At 69.1% G+C, this 18,079-nt stretch carries 19 protein-coding genes and 1 tRNA gene; 4 read left to right on the plus strand and 16 right to left on the minus strand.

Annotation, left to right across the window (positions count from 1 at the left end; all coding sequences use genetic code 11):
• Together AB0B82_RS01130 and AB0B82_RS01135 are read right to left on the minus strand one after the other, a co-directional pair.
• Positions 1 to 418, minus strand: a 418-nt coding sequence (locus AB0B82_RS01130; RefSeq protein ID WP_360161105.1) for a transposase, incomplete at its 3' end; no start/stop codon positions are given.
• 91 nt (positions 419 to 509) lie between these two features.
• On the minus strand, positions 510 to 1,244 hold the full coding sequence (locus AB0B82_RS01135) for an SDR family oxidoreductase (RefSeq protein WP_360161107.1): 735 nt from the start codon (positions 1,242 to 1,244) through the stop codon (positions 510 to 512).
• Between the two features lie 86 nt (positions 1,245 to 1,330).
• Between AB0B82_RS01135 and AB0B82_RS01140 the strand changes: the two genes are divergently transcribed.
• From AB0B82_RS01140 to AB0B82_RS01150, 3 genes are all read left to right on the plus strand, one after another.
• Positions 1,331 to 1,921 (plus strand): TetR/AcrR family transcriptional regulator, encoded by a 591-nt coding sequence (locus AB0B82_RS01140; protein ID WP_360161109.1) that lies wholly within the window; start codon positions 1,331 to 1,333, stop codon positions 1,919 to 1,921.
• A 60-nt stretch (positions 1,922 to 1,981) separates the two neighbouring features.
• Positions 1,982 to 2,869 carry an aminoglycoside phosphotransferase family protein gene (locus tag AB0B82_RS01145; RefSeq protein WP_360161111.1) on the plus strand — a complete coding sequence of 296 codons (888 nt, stop codon included), beginning with the start codon at positions 1,982 to 1,984 and terminating at the stop codon, positions 2,867 to 2,869.
• Positions 2,870 to 3,005: 136 nt separating this feature from the next.
• Positions 3,006 to 3,668 (plus strand): hypothetical protein, encoded by a 663-nt coding sequence (locus AB0B82_RS01150; RefSeq protein WP_360161113.1) that lies wholly within the window; start codon positions 3,006 to 3,008, stop codon positions 3,666 to 3,668.
• A 177-nt stretch (positions 3,669 to 3,845) separates the two neighbouring features.
• On the opposite strand, the gene AB0B82_RS01155 is transcribed toward AB0B82_RS01150, so the two are convergent.
• From AB0B82_RS01155 to AB0B82_RS01185, 7 genes are all read right to left on the minus strand, one after another.
• Positions 3,846 to 4,601 (minus strand): methyltransferase domain-containing protein, encoded by a 756-nt coding sequence (locus AB0B82_RS01155; protein ID WP_360161115.1) that lies wholly within the window; start codon positions 4,599 to 4,601, stop codon positions 3,846 to 3,848.
• A gap of 334 nt (positions 4,602 to 4,935) precedes the next feature.
• Positions 4,936 to 5,008, minus strand: a tRNA-Ala gene (locus AB0B82_RS01160).
• Positions 5,009 to 5,398: 390 nt separating this feature from the next.
• Positions 5,399 to 6,043 (minus strand): histidine phosphatase family protein, encoded by a 645-nt coding sequence (locus AB0B82_RS01165; RefSeq protein WP_360161117.1) that lies wholly within the window; start codon positions 6,041 to 6,043, stop codon positions 5,399 to 5,401.
• A complete protein-coding gene (rsfS, locus tag AB0B82_RS01170; RefSeq protein WP_360161119.1) occupies positions 6,040 to 6,417 on the minus strand; it encodes a ribosome silencing factor in 378 nt (125 codons plus the stop codon). Before rsfS ends, AB0B82_RS01165 begins: the two co-directional genes overlap by 4 nt.
• A 7-nt stretch (positions 6,418 to 6,424) precedes the next feature.
• Positions 6,425 to 7,027 carry a nicotinate-nucleotide adenylyltransferase gene (nadD, locus tag AB0B82_RS01175; RefSeq protein ID WP_360161121.1) on the minus strand — a complete coding sequence of 201 codons (603 nt, stop codon included), beginning with the start codon at positions 7,025 to 7,027 and terminating at the stop codon, positions 6,425 to 6,427.
• Between the two features lie 23 nt (positions 7,028 to 7,050).
• Positions 7,051 to 7,209, minus strand: coding sequence for a hypothetical protein (locus tag AB0B82_RS01180; RefSeq protein WP_360161123.1), 159 nt, complete (start codon positions 7,207 to 7,209; stop codon positions 7,051 to 7,053).
• A gap of 133 nt (positions 7,210 to 7,342) precedes the next feature.
• On the minus strand, positions 7,343 to 7,471 hold the full coding sequence (locus tag AB0B82_RS01185; RefSeq protein ID WP_360161125.1) for a hypothetical protein: 129 nt from the start codon (positions 7,469 to 7,471) through the stop codon (positions 7,343 to 7,345).
• Positions 7,472 to 7,614: 143 nt separating this feature from the next.
• Between AB0B82_RS01185 and AB0B82_RS01190 the strand changes: the two genes are divergently transcribed.
• Positions 7,615 to 8,064, plus strand: a complete 450-nt coding sequence (locus AB0B82_RS01190; protein ID WP_360161127.1) for an Lrp/AsnC family transcriptional regulator — start codon at positions 7,615 to 7,617, stop codon at positions 8,062 to 8,064.
• A gap of 233 nt (positions 8,065 to 8,297) precedes the next feature.
• Here the strand turns inward: AB0B82_RS01190 and AB0B82_RS01195 are convergent, their stop codons facing one another.
• The 7 genes from AB0B82_RS01195 to AB0B82_RS01225 form a co-directional block, all read right to left on the minus strand.
• Positions 8,298 to 9,551: a glutamate-5-semialdehyde dehydrogenase gene (locus AB0B82_RS01195; protein WP_360161129.1), complete on the minus strand. Its 1,254-nt coding sequence runs from the start codon at positions 9,549 to 9,551 to the stop codon at positions 8,298 to 8,300.
• Positions 9,552 to 10,025: 474 nt separating this feature from the next.
• A complete protein-coding gene (locus AB0B82_RS01200; protein ID WP_360161131.1) occupies positions 10,026 to 10,433 on the minus strand; it encodes a spore germination protein GerW family protein in 408 nt (135 codons plus the stop codon).
• A gap of 146 nt (positions 10,434 to 10,579) precedes the next feature.
• Positions 10,580 to 11,692, minus strand: coding sequence for a glutamate 5-kinase (gene proB / locus AB0B82_RS01205; RefSeq protein WP_360161133.1), 1,113 nt, complete (start codon positions 11,690 to 11,692; stop codon positions 10,580 to 10,582).
• 4 nt (positions 11,693 to 11,696) lie between these two features.
• The gene (obgE, locus tag AB0B82_RS01210) at positions 11,697 to 13,280 is read right to left on the minus strand and encodes a GTPase ObgE (RefSeq protein WP_360161135.1); all 1,584 of its coding nucleotides are present in this window, start codon (positions 13,278 to 13,280) and stop codon (positions 11,697 to 11,699) included.
• A gap of 186 nt (positions 13,281 to 13,466) precedes the next feature.
• Positions 13,467 to 13,727 (minus strand): 50S ribosomal protein L27, encoded by a 261-nt coding sequence (gene rpmA, locus AB0B82_RS01215; protein ID WP_132152713.1) that lies wholly within the window; start codon positions 13,725 to 13,727, stop codon positions 13,467 to 13,469.
• 12 nt (positions 13,728 to 13,739) lie between these two features.
• A complete protein-coding gene (gene rplU / locus AB0B82_RS01220) occupies positions 13,740 to 14,057 on the minus strand; it encodes a 50S ribosomal protein L21 (protein ID WP_360161545.1) in 318 nt (105 codons plus the stop codon).
• Between the two features lie 162 nt (positions 14,058 to 14,219).
• Positions 14,220 to 17,933 (minus strand): Rne/Rng family ribonuclease, encoded by a 3,714-nt coding sequence (locus AB0B82_RS01225; RefSeq protein ID WP_360161137.1) that lies wholly within the window; start codon positions 17,931 to 17,933, stop codon positions 14,220 to 14,222.
• Positions 17,934 to 18,079 lie beyond the last annotated feature (146 nt).

Below are 18,079 nucleotides of genomic sequence, written 5' to 3' on the forward strand. Positions count from 1 at the left end.
GCGTGAACAGATCAGTGAACGCGGCCTCGTGCTCGGACCGGAACCGGGCGACCGTCGTGTGATCCGGGACGTCTTGGGCACAGATCACCCGGAACGCCACATCGGTCGTGCACAGCCGCTCGATCTGCCGCGACGACCGCACCCCGTGCGCATACGCATACAACAGCAACGTCACCAGCATGTCCGGATCGAACCCCGCCCGCCCCTGCCGGAACTTGGCTCTGGCCTGCCGCGAGTGGAACACCGCCGTGTCCATCTCGGCCACCACATCAATCAGAAACCACGCCAGATGATCCGGCCCCAGCCAATCCGCCATATCCGGCGGCAACAGAAACGCCTGACCACGATCAACCGGCCGATACGAGTTCGCCACCACCCAATCCTCGAACCCCCAACCCACCAGAACCACCAGCGCCACGCCCCATTCCGCAACAGGCTCTACAACCCGGCAGCCGCGAAACAACCCGCCAGCGCGATCCCGGCAGCCGCGGGCGACTGGGGTCAGGCGCTCAGATCTGCGCCTGGCCACCGTCGACGTACCACTCGGCTCCGTTGACGAAGCTCGACGCATCCGAGGCCAGGAACGTCGCCACAGCAGCGATCTCGTCCGGGTGGCCGAGCCTCCCGAGCGGGACCTGCACCGCAACCTGGCCCAACTGCTCCACCACACCTGCCAGGCCGGGGGTGTCCGTCGGCCCCGGGCTCAGTACGTTCACGCGGAACTTCCGCTCCCGCGCGCTGAGCGCCCAGCTGCGCACCAGGTTGCGTACCGCCGCCTTCGACGCGCCGTAGATCTCCAATCCTTGTTCGGGCCGCCGGTCGCTGGTCGATCCGGTCACGATGATCGAGGCGCCGTCGGACAGCAGCGGCAGCGCCTTCTGCACGGTGAAGACGGTGCCCTTCACGTTCGTCCCGAACGTGGCGTCGATGGCTTCCTCCGTGAGCTCGCCGAGCCGCTCAGGGACAGCCCCGCCCGCGTTCGCGACCAGTACGTCGACGCGGCCCGCCTCGTCCCGCACCACGTCGTACAGCTCATCGAGATCTGCCTGGACCGAGACGTCGGCGCGCACCCCGGTGGCGGCCGGACCGATCTCGGCGACTGCCGCGTCGAGCGGCTCCTGCCGGCGCCCGGCCAGGAACACCCGCGCCCCTTCCGCGGCGAACCGCTTGGCGATGGCCAGCCCGATCCCGCTGTTCGCGCCGGTCACGACCGCCACTTTGCCTGCGAGTACTTCGGTGTCCACGTGTCTGCTCCTCAATTCTTGACTGATTCGTCCATAACGCTAAACCGTTCTGGACGATCGAGTCAAGAATGGGTATGGTCGTTCCCATGGCACGACCCCGGAAGTTCGACGAGCAGCAGGTCCTGGAGGCCGCCCGGGAGCGGTTCTGGTCCAACGGGTACGCCGCGACGCGGATGGACGACATCGCCGCGGCGACCGGGCTAGGGAAGGGCAGCCTGTACGGCGCCTTCGGTGGCAAACAGGAACTGTTCCACCGCGTGTTCGACGAGTACTGCGGCTCGATCGTCGATGCCACCCGCCAAGACCTCCGCGGCGACGACGCGGACGCCTACGAGCGACTTTCCGCGCACATCCACGCGGTCGCCGCATCGACCGCCGCGGACGCCGCCCACCGCGGCTGCCTGCTCGCCAAAGGCACCGCCGAACTCGCCGAACACGACACGGTCGTCGCCCAACGAGCCCGCGTCGCCGTCGATGCGCTGCAATCGGCGCTGGCGGATGACATCGCCGCGTGCCAGCGCCACGGCGACATCGCGCCGGACCACGACCCCGCGAAGCTCGCCGCCCTCGTGCTCGCCGTCCTCCGCGGCATCGAAGCGCTCGGCAAGGCGGGAGCAACCGAACAAACGCTGACCGACATCGCTGACACCGCCTTGGCCGTCCTCCCCCGCCCCTGAGCCTGCCGGACGGTCGTAATTCGAGGGGCCCTTTGCTCATGGGCTGACTAGGGTGGCCGGGTGAGCCTCGACATTCCCGACCAGGTCCGCCGGACGGTCGTTGCGGATGGCAACGAGTCGTGGCTGGACGAGTTGCCGGGCGTCGTCGATGTGCTGGCTGATCAGTGGTCGCTCGTCGTCGGGTCCAGTTTCGAGGGCGGTCATGCGGCACTGGCCCTCGACGTGACACTCGCCGACGGCACTCCGGCGGTCCTGAAGGTCGGCGTACCAGGTCGGGATCTCACGCCGGAAGCGACGGCTTTGCGGTTGGCTCAGGGCGAAGGATGCGCGTGCTTGCTGGGCGAGGATCTGGACCGGCGCGCGCTGCTGCTGGAGCGCCTTGGAGCTCCGATGTACGACGTGGTGGCGGACCCTGCTACCCGCCACGAGTTGTTGTGCGATGTCGCCGTACGGCTGTGGCGTCCCGTCGATCCGGACGTGGACCTTCCCACCGGCGCGACGCTGGCCGCGCAGTACGCCGATCGACTGGAAGGCCTCTGGGAACAGGCCGGCCGGCCGTGTTCGGCGGCCACTGTCGAGGATGCGCTGGCGTGCATGGACCGACGTCGCCGCGCCCACGACGATCGCTCCGCCATACTGGTCCACGGCGACATCCACGAAATGAACGCACTGCAGGCGATCGACGGTACGTACAAACTCATCGACCCCACCGGCCTCCGCGCCGAACCGGCCTGCGACCTCGGCACCATCGTCCGCTGCAACCCCGCCCTCGGCGACGACCTCCACGTCCGTACCGAGCGCTTGGCGTCGCGCACCGGCGTGGACGCGACCGCCATCTGGGAATGGGGAACCATCCACCGCGTCGTCAGCGGCCTCTACGCCCACACCATCGACTTCCAGCCGTTCGCGCGCCAACTCCTCACCGAAGCCGACCGCCTCAGTCGTTGACACCCGCTTGCCGGGAGTCGTTCGATGTGAAGGGGGTCGGTACTTCAATCAAGGGGGCGGGCATGAGTCCGTGCAACCGACGTGCGGTACGGCGGGGTCGCGTGGGCGATCACCTGCCCCCGTACCGCTGACCGCCGTGCCGACGCCAGGTCTGACCGCACCGGTCTGGCGAACGCGCCGATCCGCGGCCGTCGCCGGAATCGTCTTCGCGCTGCTCCTGCTCGTCGCGATGATCCTGACCCGCCTGGCACTCGACGACGCCGATCCCGAATCGCTCCGGGTCAACGCTGCCCGCCGTGACCAGATCCGGCTCGGTCTGCACCTGGTGCCGTTCGCGGGGATCGCGTTCATCTGGTTCATCGGGGTGGTGCGCGATCAGATCGGTGCCGTGGAGGACCGGTTGTTCTCCACCGTGTTCCTGGGCAGCGGCCTGCTCTTCGTCGCGCTGATCTTCGTCGGTGCCGTGTACACCGCGACTCTCCTCAGCCTCCTGGACAGACCGCCGACCGACCCCGAGATCTGGCTGTTCGGACGCGACTTCACCCGGACCCTGATCTCGGTCTACGCGATGCGCATGGCCGCCGTCTTCACCCTCTCGGTCTGCACCCTGGGCCTCCGCGTCGGCGCCTTCCCGCGCTGGGTCGCCTTCACCGGCTACGCCGCCGCCCTGATCCTCCTGACAGCCGCCGGCGACCACAAATGGACCCAGTTGGTCTTCCCCACCTGGGTCCTCCTCCTCAGCACGATCATCCTCATCACCAACCCCCACCACCCAGCACCTGAGGCACGTCGAGGGTAGTTGGTTCCGTACAGCTTGTACGTGCGGCTGAGAGACGTCGTACCAAGAATCCTTGGGTACGGCGCACCTCGTACACAAACTGCACGAGGTCCGGCCGGCCTGCCGCAGATTCCCCACGCGGCTCGCCCAACTCCCCCCACTGGGGCCACAAACAAGAACAGGTGCCGTCAGCTACCGCTAGAGGTTGCGGCGAGCGACGACTCGGGTGAAGCCGAGCAAACGGCCTGCGTCCGTGCGAAGCATGTCCGCTTCCCACTGTGGCGCTTCACTGTCGCGATCGCAGACCTCGTTCCAGTGCAGCCAGTCTCGCCATCCCTCGGGCAGCCGATCGGCCAGTTCAACGGTTGCCAAACCGGTCTTTTCCCAGTGCCGACGCCACCACTCCGGACTGTGCCACGCGCAGAAGTCCCAATGCCAGTACTCCTCGAGCCCGGCAGGCGGGTAGGTACTACACTCCTCGGCCAGCCCGGGCTGGACGATCCCAATCCACCCGCCGGACTTCACGAACCGCGAGCAGTACCCCAGGCAGAGGTCGTCGGTCCCAAAGTAGTGGTACGCCCCGATGCTGATCATCGCGTCGAAAAACCCGTCCGTGAACGGCAGCGCATGAGCCTCCGCGTAGACCGGATGTACCCGCCCCTCGACTCCCGCCTCGACGATTCGTCCCCAGTTCTCATCCGGCTTCACCCACAGATCGGTAGCCCAAACCTCGACCCCGAACTCCTTCGCCAGAAAGATCGAGCTCAATGCTTTCCCGCATCCGAGGTCCAGCACTCGCATGCCCGCCTCCAGCGGGATGACATCGCTCAGTGCCTCCGCTTGCCAGACGACGTTGGGCCCCATCACCCCGTCGACCATCCACCGCCCTGAATACCGCCCGGACCGCGGGTAACGTTCGTTCTTCAAGAGAACATCGAGCTCATCGTCATCCATGCCGCCGCAGTCTTGAACCAACCTCACACGAAAACAACTGGTTTTGGTGCTCCTGCCGGGCAGAAGGTCTCTGAACGCGGCGGACTCAACGCCTCGCGAGCTGCGGCACAGCAACGTGTCGTTGCTCAGCGCCAGCGGCGTGCAGATCGAGCAGATCTCGTAGGTGGTCGGGCACAAGACCACCCAAGTGACCGTAACGGTATACCGCCACGAGTTGCGGCCGGTGCTGCCCGAGGAGCCGAACCGATGGACGAGATCCTGCCCCGAAACCGTTAGTACTCAGGTCATGCAAGAGGCCGGTCTCCCGAGTGGGAAACCGGCCTCTGACCTGGGGTGGAGCTTAGGGGATTCGAACCCCTGACCTCTTCCATGCCATGGAAGCGCGCTACCAACTGCGCCAAAGCCCCGCGGTGTCTTGCGACTCGGAAAGCTTAGCGGATGAGGGGCGGCAAAGAAAAATCGGTTCCCTCGTGGGGCTGGTGAGGTAGGCAACAGCCCGTTTCCGGCCGACGACAGCCTCCGCGCGCTGCCCCGACGTACTCCGCCAGTTCCCATGATCCGCCACTCATCGCGCCGTTCGATGGGAGCGGCCGCGACGCAGCGCGGCCGGCTCGCTGGGAACTTTTTCGTCACCGGGTGCACATTTGTTTCCCAGCGAACGCCGCCGACGCCGGCTCCCGCAGGAGCTGCCCGTGGATCTGGCGTCATCAGTACCACCGACAGCACGTACGCCGGGACCGCACGGAGCAGAGCGTCGGCGGCCAATCGACCTGCCGCCGGCGAGTTCCGGCGTACGGTCAGCGTTGGGGGTCGTCGCTCATGACCGGTTCAGGAAGGGAGCCGGCGTTCCATTCTTCGATGCGCCAGCCGTGGCGGCCGGGGAGCAGCGAGACCCAGTTGCAGTTGGACAGGCCGCCGAACGCGGGCCAGTTTGCCTGCGGGATCCCGAGGAACAGGCAGATCCCGACCCGCGCCGCCAGGCCGTGCGTCGCGATCACAATCGTGTCCTCGTCCGAGCCCTCCGCCGAGATCCGCGCCAGGGCGCCGGCGAAGCGGTCGGCGACTTCTTCGACAGTTTCGCCGTTGGTGCCGCGGCGCTGGGGTTCGCCGTTGCGGATGCGGGCGGCGGCTTCGGGGTTCATGGCGGCGAGTTCGGCCATGGTGAGACCGGCCCAGTCGTCGACGTCGATCTCGCGGAGCGCCTCGTCGTACTCGATCTTGAGACCGGTCAGCGCAGAGAGCTCACCAGCTGTGGACGCCGCCCGCTGCAGGTCGCTGGCGAACAGACGCGTCGGCGCCAGCGAAGCGAGCCGCGCGGCGGCGGCGCGCGCCTGAGCCTGGCCGACCTCGTCGAGCGGGATGTCGGCCTGACCCTGGATCTTGTCCTGCAGGTTCCATTCCGTCCGGCCGTGGCGCCAGACGATCAGTCGGCCCGCGGTCATTCAGCGGTCGGGATCGGCGACGGCAGCGGAATGGCGGGGCAGTCGCGCCAGAGCCGCTCGAGGGCGTAGAAGGCGCGCTCCTCGTCGTGCTGGACGTGGATGACGATCTCGAGGTAGTCGAGCAGCACCCAGCGGCCCTCGCGGGCGCCTTCGCGACGCACGGGTTTGGCGTCGAAGTCCTCGCGGAGCTTCTCCTCGATCGCGTCCACGATCGCGCGGACCTGGCGGTCGTTGGAGGCGGACGCGACCAGGAACGCATCGGTGATGGCGAGCTGTTCGGACACGTCGAAGGCGAGGACGTTCTCGGCCTTCTTGTCGTGGGCCGCCTCGGCGGCCGCGATGACCAGTTCGATGGCGCGTTCGCTGGCTGGCATGTGGTTCCTAACGGTTGGTGTAGAGCTCACGCTTGGCGATGTACTGCACGATGCCGTCCGGCACCAGGTACCAGGTCGGGTTGCCCTTGGCGACGCGGGCGCGGCACTCGGTCGACGAAATCGCCAGCGCCGGCACCTCGAGCAGGGTGATCCGGTCCATCGGCAGCTGGTCCAGCGGCAGTTCGAGTCCTTCGGTACCGGGCCGCGTACAGCCGACGAACTGCGCCAGCTTGAACATCTCGTCGACGTCCCGCCAGGTGAGGATCTGGGCGAGCGCGTCGGCGCCGGTGATGAAGAACAGCTCGGCGTCCGGGTACAGCTTGGACAGGTCGCGCAGGGTGTCGATCGTGTACGTCGGACCGGGCCGGTCGATGTCCACGCGACTGACCGAGAACCGCGGGTTCGACGCGGTCGCGATCACGGTCATCAGGTACCGGTCCTCGGCCGGTGAGACCTTGCGGTCCGACTTCTGCCACGGCTGGCCGGTCGGGACGAAGATCACCTCGTCGAGATCGAAGTACGACTGGACCTCGCTGGCCGCGACCAGGTGGCCGTGATGGATCGGGTCGAACGTGCCACCCATCACGCCGATGCGTCGAATCCGATCCATGGCCGCTACACCCTCCGAGCCGGTCAGCTGTGCGGCCGGCCCTTGCCCATGATGACCGTCACGAGCAGCAGCAGGACGAGAACGAACAGCGCGAATCCGCCGTACCACCACTTCGAGATGTGCGAAGCCTCGACCGCGGCCTCGTCGGCGGTTGCGATCAGCGGCACCAAGTTCGTGAGCATGAAGCAGAGCCTATCTCGTGACCGTGAAAACGACGGCGACCGGTGGCCCCGGACGTACACCGAGGGGCACCGGTCGCGAAAGACAGGCCAACGCGCGCGGTCGATCAGAGTCTGCGCGGGTTGCCGGTCCGGGTCAGCGCGGGCGGTTGGTCCGGGTCAGCAGCCGGCGCCAGGTGGACGGCACGGCGTGCGCGCGGCGGGCCTGCGCGGCGGCGCGGTGCCGCTCCTCGATACGGGCGCGGGCAACATCAGGGGTGATCATGGTTCCTTCACTGGGTTGGTAAGACGGGATCGGGGCGGACATCCCCGATACCTGAAATTGTACGGCAAGCGCTACGCTCTCACAAACGAATTAAAGGTCAACGGCATCTCCGACCTTAGAATCTCTGGTGAACAGGAGGCGTCATGGACGCGATCGATCGGCAGCTGATCGAGGCGCTCCGGCAGAACGGCCGCTCCAGCTGGGCCGAGCTCGGCCGCGAGGTCGGATTGTCCGGCCCGAGCGTGCAGGAGCGGGTACGGCGCCTCGAGGAGCGCGGCGTACTGCTCGGATACCGCGCGGTGGTCGCACCGGACCAGGTCGGCCTCGGGACGAGCGCACTGATCGGACTGTTCCAGCGCGACGACGTCGAGACCGACGACATCGTGGACCAGGTCCGCGAGATCCCCGCGGTCGAGGACTGCTGGTTCGTCGCCGGCGACCAGGAGCTCGTGGTCAAGGTGCGCGTCGCCGACGTGACTCAACTCGAGGCGGTCGTCGGTTCACTACGGCGCGTGAACGGCGTCGTCAGGACCCGCACCACAGTGGTCCTCTCCACCCGCTGGGAAAGCCGCCCGGCCCCGCTACCGGAATAGGCGGCCTTCCGCCGCGCACCCCGGAACTGGCGACGCTTCCGCCCGCGCAGCGCGAACCAGCAACCCTTCCGCCGCGCGGCCCGAACCAGCGACCCTTTTCACCGCGCAGCCCGAACCAGCGACTCTCTCCACCGCGCGGCCCGAACCAGCGACCCTTTTCACCGCGCAGCCCGAACCAGCCACCCTCTCCGCCGTGCAGCGCGAACCGGCCCGGTGTGCGGGTGGAGAGCTGTTCAGTGGCGGGTTTGGCCTTCGCCGATGACGATGTACTTGGTCGAGGTCATTTCGGGGAGGCCCATCGGCCCGCGGGCGTGGAGTTTTTGGGTGGAGATACCGATCTCGGCGCCGAAGCCGAATTCGCCGCCGTCGGTGAAGCGGGTGCTGGCGTTGACCACGACGGCCGCCGAGTCGACCGCTGTGGTGAAACGGCGCGCGGCGGCCTGCGAGCGGGTGATGATCGCTTCGGTGTGCCCCGAACCGTACTGGCGGATGTGCTGCACCGCGTCTTCGAGCGAGTCGACGACAGCCGCCGACAGATCGAGCGAGTTGTACTCGGTGCCGAAGTCGTCCTCGGTCGCCTCGACCACTGCCGACAGATCCTTGCCGGCAGCAACCACCTTCGCATCGCCGTGCACAGTCACGTCGGCTTCGGCAAGCGCCGGCAGCGCACGGGCCAGGAACTCGTCGGCGACGGACGCGTGTACCAGCAGCGACTCAGCGGCGTTGCACACGCTCGGGCGCTGCGTCTTCGCATTGAGCAGGATCGTGAGCCCGAGATCGAGATCCGCGTCCTCGTCGATGTACACATGGCAGTTGCCCACGCCGGTCTCGATCACCGGCACGGACGACTCGCTCACCACCGTCTGGATCAACCCGGCGCCACCGCGCGGAATCAGTACGTCGACCAGTCCACGCGCCTGCATGAGCTCCTTCACCGCGGCCCGATCCGTCGGTACGCCCTGCACGACGTCTGCCGGTAGCCCGGCCGACTCGGCAGCGTTCCGCAGTACGGCGATGATCGCCTGGTTGGACGTGGCCGCGGAGGACGAACCGCGCAGCAGTACGGCATTGCCGGACTTCAGGCAGATGCCCGCGGCGTCGGCGGTCACGTTCGGACGGGCCTCGTAGATGATGCCGACGACCCCGAACGGCACCCGCACCTGCCGGAGCTCGAGACCATTGGGCAGCGTGTACCCGCGGACCACCTCACCGACCGGGTCGGTGAGCCCCGCGAGCTGCTCGAGCCCCGCGGCCATCGCGTCGACGCGCGCTGGGTTCAGCGCGAGGCGGTCGACCGTGGACTCCGGCGTACCGGCCTCGCGCGCCGCCTCCACGTCCTTCGCGTTGGCCGTGACGATCGTGTCGGTGTTCTCCCGCAGCGCCGCCGCCATCGCGTGCAACGCCGCGTCCTTGGTCGCCCGGGACGCTTCCGCCAACGCGTACGACGCCACGCGCGCCCGCCGTGCCAGCTCGATGATCTCACTCACACCTTCATCGTATTGGGTTCCGCGCACCCCGACCCCCACCGATCTCAACCACCGGCGCGCGCGGACCTCCACCACTCACAAACCCCACCGAACAGCCCGCAATCGAGCGCAGCTGAGCGTGAAGTGGCCGGTTCGGCGGAGGTTAGTGAGTGGTAGGGGTCCGCTTCCGCTTGGCGGCCGGCACATTGGCACGGTTGGCTGCCGGGGCGCGACAACGGGACAACATCCGCCGGCCTCAGGCGATCGCCGGGCGCCGGCGGTGGTGAGGGTCGGGCGATGCCGCGGCCGGAGTCGGCGGAGTGGGCGGACGTGCAGCACTCACCAACGTTGCCTGGGAGGCTGCGACCGAGCGCAGCTGAGCGTGAAGTGGCCGGTTCGGCGGAGGTTAGTGAGTGGTGGAGGTCCGCTTCCGCTTGGCGGCCGGCACATTGGCACGGTTGGCAGCCGGGCGTGCGACGATGGGACGTGGGAGCTTCACGCCGCCATCGTAGGTTCTTCCTCCACGGACTTCCGACGCGCGCGGCGGTCGCGGAGCATCTTGAGGAAGGTGCGGAATGTCAGGAGTGCGACGATCCCCACGAGCTGACCGCCGAGGATGACCTTGGTGACGTCCACCGCGGGCGACCAGGTGACTTTTTCGTCGTCGATCACGTAGACGCCCACCGGTCGCGCAGACAGGCCGAGCCCCCCGCCCGATCCCTCGGCGCCGCGACCGTTGTCGTCGCCTCGCCCACCACCGCCACCGCCGGTGAATCGCGCGACCGGCAGCACCGTGAGCCGTTTGTGGCTGACCGGAGCGCCGAACACTGTCCCGGCCCTGGCTCCGTCGACGATTTCGCGGACCACCTCAAGGACGTCCGCCTGCTTGCCCGGCTTTCCCATCTCTGTCGGCCTCCTGCGTCTCGGAACGTCGCACGTGGACCTCCAGCCTGGGCACGACGACGTACCGAGCGGCAGGGCCAACGGTCCTGACAGATCAGGACCTCTGGGCCGCGACAGCACCGAGCAAGCCGACAGCAACCGGCGAGTCAGAGCAGCACGAGATCGTCGCGGTGGACGACTTCCCGTTCGTACGCCGCTCCGAGCTCGCGCGCCAGGTCCCGCGTCGAACGCCCCAACAGACCGGGCAGCTCGGACGCGTCGTAGTTGACCAGCCCGCGCGCGATCACGACACCCGACGGAGACATCAGATCGACCGGATCACCCGCCGAGAAGGTGCCGTCGACAGCAGAGATCCCAGCCGGCAACAACGACGCACGGCGCTGCGTCACAGCGCGGACAGCACCCTCGTCCAGATGCAGCACGCCTTGGCCCGAGGTAGCGTGCGCAAGCCAGAGCAAACGTGTCTTCCGCCGCCGCCCGGTCGGATGGAACAGCGTCCCGACCGGCTGCCCCCGCAGCGCCTCACCCACCTGCCCGGCGGAGGTGAGGATCACCGGGATCCCTGCCTCGGTAGCGATTCCGGCCGCCTCGACCTTCGTCTGCATGCCGCCGGTCCCGACGCCGGAGGAGCCGTTCTTCCCGATCGCGAGTGGCTCCAGGTCGGCGGCACCACGGATCTCCGTGACCATCGACGTACCGGGTTTGCGCGGATCGCCGTCGTACAGACCGTCGACGTCGGACAGCAACAGCAGCAGGTCCGCGTGCACCAGATGGCTGGTCAGCGCCGCGAGCCGGTCGTTGTCGCCGAAGCGGATCTCGGTGGTGGCGACGGTGTCGTTCTCGTTCACGATCGGGACGACGCCGAGCTCCAGCAGCCGCGCGAACGTCCGGTACGCGTTGCGGTAATGCGATCGCCGGGTCACGTCGTCCACGGTCAGCAAGACCTGCCCGACCCGTAGACCGTGCGCGGCGAACGCGTCGCTGTACCGGGCCATCAGCAGACCCTGGCCGACCGACGCGGCGGCCTGCTGGGTCGCCAGGTCACGCGGCCGGGTCCGCAGGCCCATCGGGGCCAGCCCGGCCGCGATCGCGCCGGACGACACCAGGACGACCTCGGTACCGTCCACGCGTCGCGCCGCGATGGCGTCGACGAGCAGCCGCAGTCGTTCCAGGTCGATCTTGCCGCGGTGGGTCAGCGACGACGAGCCGACCTTCACGACGATTCGCGTGGCTTGTGTGGCCTCCGCGCGCTGTTTCATGAAATCAACCGTTCTGGTCGAGATCCTCCGCCGCGGCCAGCTCGCGCGCTTCCTTGCGCGCCTGCTTCGCCGCGGCCGCTGCCGCTCGTTTCGCGTCGGCCGGCGACTGGTCCACCTCGTCGACGTCCCAGTTCGCGCCGTACTCCGACCAGTCCTCGCCCCGCTCCCCCTCGCGGAAGGCGTGGTACTCGGAGTCCTTGGTCCGCCGCCGCTGTGCCGCGGGCCGGACCTCCTCGAGCCGGTGGTCCTCGCCGCGCCGGGCGAGGATCTCCGCGCCGGCCTGGACGTCGGGGGCGAAGTCGAACACGATCGCGTTCGGCCCGTCACCGATCATCACGGCGTCGCCGGGGCGTGCGCCCAGCTTGAGCAGTTCTTCCTCGACGCCGAGCCGGTTCAGCCGGTCGGCGAGGTAGCCGGTGGCCTCCGCGTTCGCGAAGTCGGTCTGCTTCACCCAGCGCTCGGGCTTCTGGCCCTGCACCAGCCAGCCCTCGTCACCCGGCAGCTTCTTCACCTTGAACTCCGGCCCGCCCTGCGCCTGCGGCCGGATCACGATCCGCGTGGTGTCGGGCTTCTCCTGCTCCGCGCGCCGCCGGACGACGATCTCGGCCATCGCGAAGTTCAGCGCCTCGAGACCCTCGTGCGAGGCGGTCGAGATCGGGAAGACCCGGTAGCCACGCTCCTCGAGCTCGGCCTGCACCATCTCCGCGATCTCCCGGGCGTCCGGTACGTCGATCTTGTTCAGCGCGACGAGTCGCGGCCGGTCCTCGAGGCCGCCGTGGGCGCGCAGCTCGGCCTCGATCGTGTCCAGGTCGCTCAACGGGTCACGGCCCGGCTCGTACGTCGCGCAGTCGATGACATGTACCAGAGCGGCACACCGCTCGACGTGCCGGAGGAAGTCGTGGCCGAGCCCGCGCCCCTCGCTCGCACCCTCGATCAGACCGGGTACGTCGGCGACGGTGAACGTGGTGTCTCCGGCCACCACGACACCGAGGTTCGGGATCAGGGTGGTGAACGGGTAGTCGGCGATCTTCGGCCGGGCGCGGCTGATCGCGGCGATCAGCGACGACTTGCCCGCGCTCGGGAAACCGACCAGGCCGACGTCGGCGACGACCTTCAGCTCCAGGACGAGCGTGCGCTCCTCGCCGTCCTCACCGAGCAGTGCGAACCCGGGCGCCTTGCGCGAACTGCTCGCCAGCGCCGCGTTGCCGAGACCGCCCTTGCCGCCCTGAGCCGCGACGAACTCCGCGCTCGGTCCGACCAGGTCGGCGAGCACCTCGCCGTCGACGGTGCTCACCACGGTGCCGTCCGGCACGCCGAGGACCACGTCCGAGCCGTTGGCGCCGGCCTGGTTGTCACCCTTGCCCTGGGCACCGTTCGTCGCGGTGCGGTGGCTGGAGCGGTGGTAGTCGACGAGCGTGGTGACGTCCGGGTCGACGCGCAGGATCACGCTGCCGCCGTCACCGCCGTTGCCGCCGTCGGGCCCGCCGAGCGGCTTGAACTTCTCCCGGTGCACCGAGGCGCAACCGTTCCCGCCGCGGCCCGCGGTGACGTGCACCGTGACGCGGTCGACGAAACTGGGGATTGCCATCGGTGTCTCTACTTCCTGTGGGGGTGGACCGCCAGGTATGCACAAGTCGCCTTGGCGGGCCGTTTCGAGCTCGTTCTCGGGGGTTCTGCAGTCCTGCAGGTACGGACGGTGGAAACAACGCAAAGGGCGGGTCGCGGAATTCCGCGACCCGCCCTTCGACAGAGCTTCGTGAACCGGGTGGCGGTGTTACTCCGCCGGAGCCGGGACGATGTTGACGACGCGGCGACCGCGCCGGGTGCCGAACTCCACGGTGCCCTCGGCGAGCGCGAACAGCGTGTCGTCGCCGCCGCGGCCGACCAGGTTGCCCGGGTGGAAGTGCGTGCCACGCTGCCGGACGATGATCTCGCCGGCGTTGACCAGCTGACCGCCGTACCGCTTCACGCCGAGGCGCTGCGCGTTGGAGTCACGACCGTTGCGGGTCGAGGCCGCTCCCTTTTTGTGTGCCATCTGTTGATCAGCTCACTTCTTCTTCGCGTCGATCGCGGTGACCTTGACCTGGGTGTAGTGCTGACGGTGCCCCTGGCGCTTACGGTAACCGGTCTTGTTCTTGTACCGGAGGATGTTGATCTTCGGGCCCTTGGTGCGGCCGAGAACCTCAGCCGACACGGCCACGTTGGCCAGTGTCGCGGCGTCGGCCGTCACGGTGTCGCCATCGACGACGAGGACCGCCGGCAGCGACACGGTGTCGCCCACCTTGTCGGTCAGACTGTCGATCTCGATGACATCGCCGACGGCGACCTTCTGCTGGGTGCCGCCACTGCGCACGATCGCGTACACCGTGGATCTCACTCTCTGCTGGATCGGAAAACTTACGGATGTGATGGTGTGAGGTCGTCGCGAGGACGTGATCCTCACACACTTGCACACCGACACGAGTTGGGGTGCGCCGAGCGCACCCGCTCAACTTTACAGGGTTCGGCCTGCAAAGTTGAAATCGGGTCAGCCGCCGGTCGTGACGAGATCGGCCGGGGCCGTCGCGTCACCCTCCGTCGCGGTCTTGCTGCTTCGGGTACGGCTGCTGCGCCGCCGCCGGGTCGACTTCGGCGCGCCGTTCTGCGCCGCCACAGCCGCCTCGGCCTCGGTCGCCTCAGCCCCGGTCTCAGCCCCAGCTTCGGCCCCAGCTTCAGCCCCAGCTTCGGCCTCAGCCGGTACGACGGGGGCGTCCGAGGTGACCGTGGTGGTCGAGTCGTCCGCGGTCGGCGCCGGGAACCCGGTGGCTTCCGGGCTCACGTGCTCAGCCGCGTCGGCGGAGACCGGGTACCCGGTGGGCTCCGGCGTACCGCTGCCAGCCGCACCGTTCCCAGCCGCACCGTTCCCAGCCGCACCGCTCGCGTCAGGCGCACCGTTCGCGTCCGCCTGGGCCGCGGCGGCCTCCTTCTTCACCGTGGCAGCGGCGATCTGGGCGAGCTTCTGCGCGGCGTCGGCATTCTGCGGGGCGTCGGCATTCTGCGGGGCCTCGGACTGCTCGTCCTCGGAGCGGCCCTTGCCGCGCCGGCGGCGCGCGCTCTTCCGGCCGCCCTCGTCGGACTTCTCCGGCTTGCTGTGGTCGTGGCCCTTGTCCTGACCGTTGCCACCACCACCGTTACCGCCGCTGCTGCCGCCACCGTTGCGGCTGTCGCGCCGGCGGGACTCCTTCGGCTCGTCGTGCAGGATCAATCCACGGCCACCGCAGTGGTCGCAGTTCTCGCTGAACGCCTCGAGCAGACCGGTCCCGATCCGCTTCCGCGTCATCTGGACCAGACCGAGCGACGTCACCTCGGCGACCTGGTGCTTGGTCCGGTCACGGCCCAGGCACTCGACGAGCCGCCGCAGTACCAGGTCCCGGTTCGACTCGAGCACCATGTCGATGAAGTCGATGACGATGATGCCGCCGACGTCGCGGAGCCGGAGCTGGCGGACGATCTCCTCGGCCGCCTCCAGGTTGTTCTTGGTGACGGTCTCCTCGAGGTTGCCGCCGGAGCCGGTGAACTTGCCGGTGTTCACGTCGACGACCGTCATCGCCTCGGTCCGGTCGATGATCAGCGAACCGCCGGACGGCAGCCAGACCTTGCGGTCCAGCGCCTTCTTGATCTGCTCGTCGATCCGGAAGTTCGCGAAGACGTCGCCGTCACCGCTCCACTTCTCGACCCGGTCGGCCAGGTGCGGCGCGACGCCCTCGACGTACTCCCGGACCTGGTCGTACGCCCGGTCGCCGGAGATGACCAGCTTCGCGAAATCCTCGGTGAACAGGTCGCGGACGACGCGGATCAGCAGGTCCGGCTCGCCGTACAGCAGCTGCGGGGCCTGGCCGTTCTTCGACTTCTTCTCGATCTCTTCCCAGGCGGCCTGCAGGCGGCTGACGTCGGCGGTCAGCTCCTCCTCCGACGCGCCTTCGGCCGCGGTCCGGACGATCACGCCGGCCTCGTCGGGGACGATGTCCTTGAGGATGCCCTTCAGCCGGTTCCGCTCGGTGTCGGGCAGCTTGCGGCTGATGCCGCCGTTGCCGCCGCGCGGTACGTACACGACGTACCGTCCGGGCAGGCTGATCTGGTTGGTCAGGCGGGCACCCTTGTGACCGATCGGGTCCTTCGTCACCTGGACGAGCACCGACTGGCCGGACTTCAGCACCTGCTCGATCTTCCGCGGGCCGTTGGCGCCACCCAGCGTCGCCCAGTCGACCTCACCGGCGTACAGGACCGCGTTGCGGCCCTTGCCGATGTCGATGAACGCCGCCTCCATGCTGGGCAGCACGTTCTGCACGCGGCCGAGGTACACGTTGCCGATCAGCGAGTTCTGCTCGGCGGTGGTCACGTAGTGCTCGACCAGGACGTTGTCCTCGGAGACCGCGATCTGGGTCAGGTCCTCGCGGGCGCGGATCACCATCGTCCGCTCGACCGACTCGCGCCGGGCCAGGAACTCGGCCTCGGTAACGATCGGCGCGCGGCGGCGGCCGGCGGCGCGCCCCTCGCGGCGGCGCTGCTTCTTCGCCTCCAGGCGGGTCGAGCCCTCGACCGCGGTGATCTCGTTCGCGGTGTTCTTGCTGCGCGGCTCCCGGACCCGTACGACGGTCTCGTCGGGGTCGTCCGGGGACGCGGCACTGTCCTCGCCCTTACGGCGACGACGACGGCGACGGCGCCGCGACGAACTGCCGCCGGACTCCTCGTCGCTGTCCGCGCCGTCCTGGTCGGCGTCCTCGGCCTGCGCGTCCGCGTCCTGGTCGTCGTCGCGGTCCGCGTCTGCCTTGTCGGACTTGTCAGTCTGGCCGGACTTCGCGTCGGCCTTGGCGGTCGGCTCGTCGGAGTCGTCGCTGCTGTCGTCGGCGGCGTCGCCGGACTTGCGGCGGCGGCGTCCACCACGGCGGCGCCGACGCCGGCGGCTGCCCTCGCCGCCTTCCTCGCCGTCCTCACCCTGCGCATCGCCCTGCTCGACCTGGCCCTCGGCCTCGCTCTCGGCGGTGGCGTCGGGCTGCTGGTCGGACCGGACGGCTTCCGCGGCGTCGGCGACGGCCTCGGCCGCCTCGAGCACAGGCTCGGCGCGGTCCGCCGCGACCTCCTCAGGCGCCTCAGCGGCCAGCTTCGGGCTGGTCTGCTTCGAGGTGGCCTGCTTCGAGGTCTGCTTCGAGGTGGCCTGCGTTTCGGTGGTCTGGGCGTCGGCGTCCCGGTTGCGGCGGCTGCGGCGACGACGCGTGGTCGTCGGCTGCTCGTCCTCACCCGGCGTGACGTCGGCTGTGACGTCGGCTGGGGTGTCGGCTGTGACGTCGGCTGGGGTCTCCCCCGGCGCGGGCGTCTCGACCGGCGCCTGGAACAGCACCGGCGCCGGAGCCGCGGCCTTGCGGCGCGTACGGCGGGTGCTCGGCGCCTTGTCCGCGGCACCCGAGTCGGCCGAGCCGTCGCCATCAGCGGAGGCGTCCAGACCGGTGGTCGAGGTGGCGTTGGAGCCGGCGGCAGTCGTCGAGCCGTCAGTCGAGCCGGCCTCGGTGGGCGCGCTGCTCTCGTCGGCGGCGGCCTGGGCGGCCGCGGACTTCGACGTACGGCGGCGTGAAGTGCGCTTACGCGTCGGCGCACCGTCCGAGGCACCCGCGCCGTCACCGGCCGCGTCGGCGGTCGAGGTAGCGTCGGCGACGGGGCCGTCGGTGAGGGCGCTGTCGGTGAGGGCGCTGCCGGCGGTGGGCAGCGCAGCGGCTGCCTTCTTCGCGGTGCGCTTGCGGGTGGTCTTCTTCGCGGGCGGCGCGGTCTCGACGACCGGGCCGGCGTCGGCGGTGGGCGTGCCCTCGGCAACGCTCGGGAACAGCTCGGCCGCGGGCGCCTCGTCGGCGTCCGGGAGCGGCTCGGCGGCGGCCTTCTTCGTGGTGCGCTTGGCGGTGGCCCTCTTGGCCGGGGCCTTCGCGGCCGCCTTCTTCGCCGTCGTCTTCTTCGCGGCCGCCTTCTTCGCGGCAGTCTTCTTCGCCGCAGCCGCGGCCGGCGCCGGATCGGCGGCCTCGTCGTCCGACTGGGTCGGGACGGCCGTCACGTCGTCGAGTGCCGCCGGCTGAGCAGCTGCCTTCTTGGTCGCGCGCTTGCGCGGCGTGGTGGCCTTCTTCGCGGCCGCGGTCTTTTTGGTGCTCCGCCGCGAGGCGGCGGGCTGGGCGGATGCAGCGCTGTCGGCTGCGTCGGTGGTCGGCTCGTTGTCGAGCATGTAGTGCGGTCTCCTCAAGCCTTCCGGCGCATCCTGCGACCCCTGTCACGGGTCCGGACGCGGCCACAAGGCGGTCACGGTTCGCCCCACCTGACCCTCGGATACTGCACGGGTCGCGGTACGGCGGAAGCCTGCTGGATCCGCTC

This window comes from Kribbella sp. NPDC048915 (assembly GCF_040649595.1).
Classification (GTDB): Bacteria; Actinomycetota; Actinomycetes; order Propionibacteriales; family Kribbellaceae; genus Kribbella.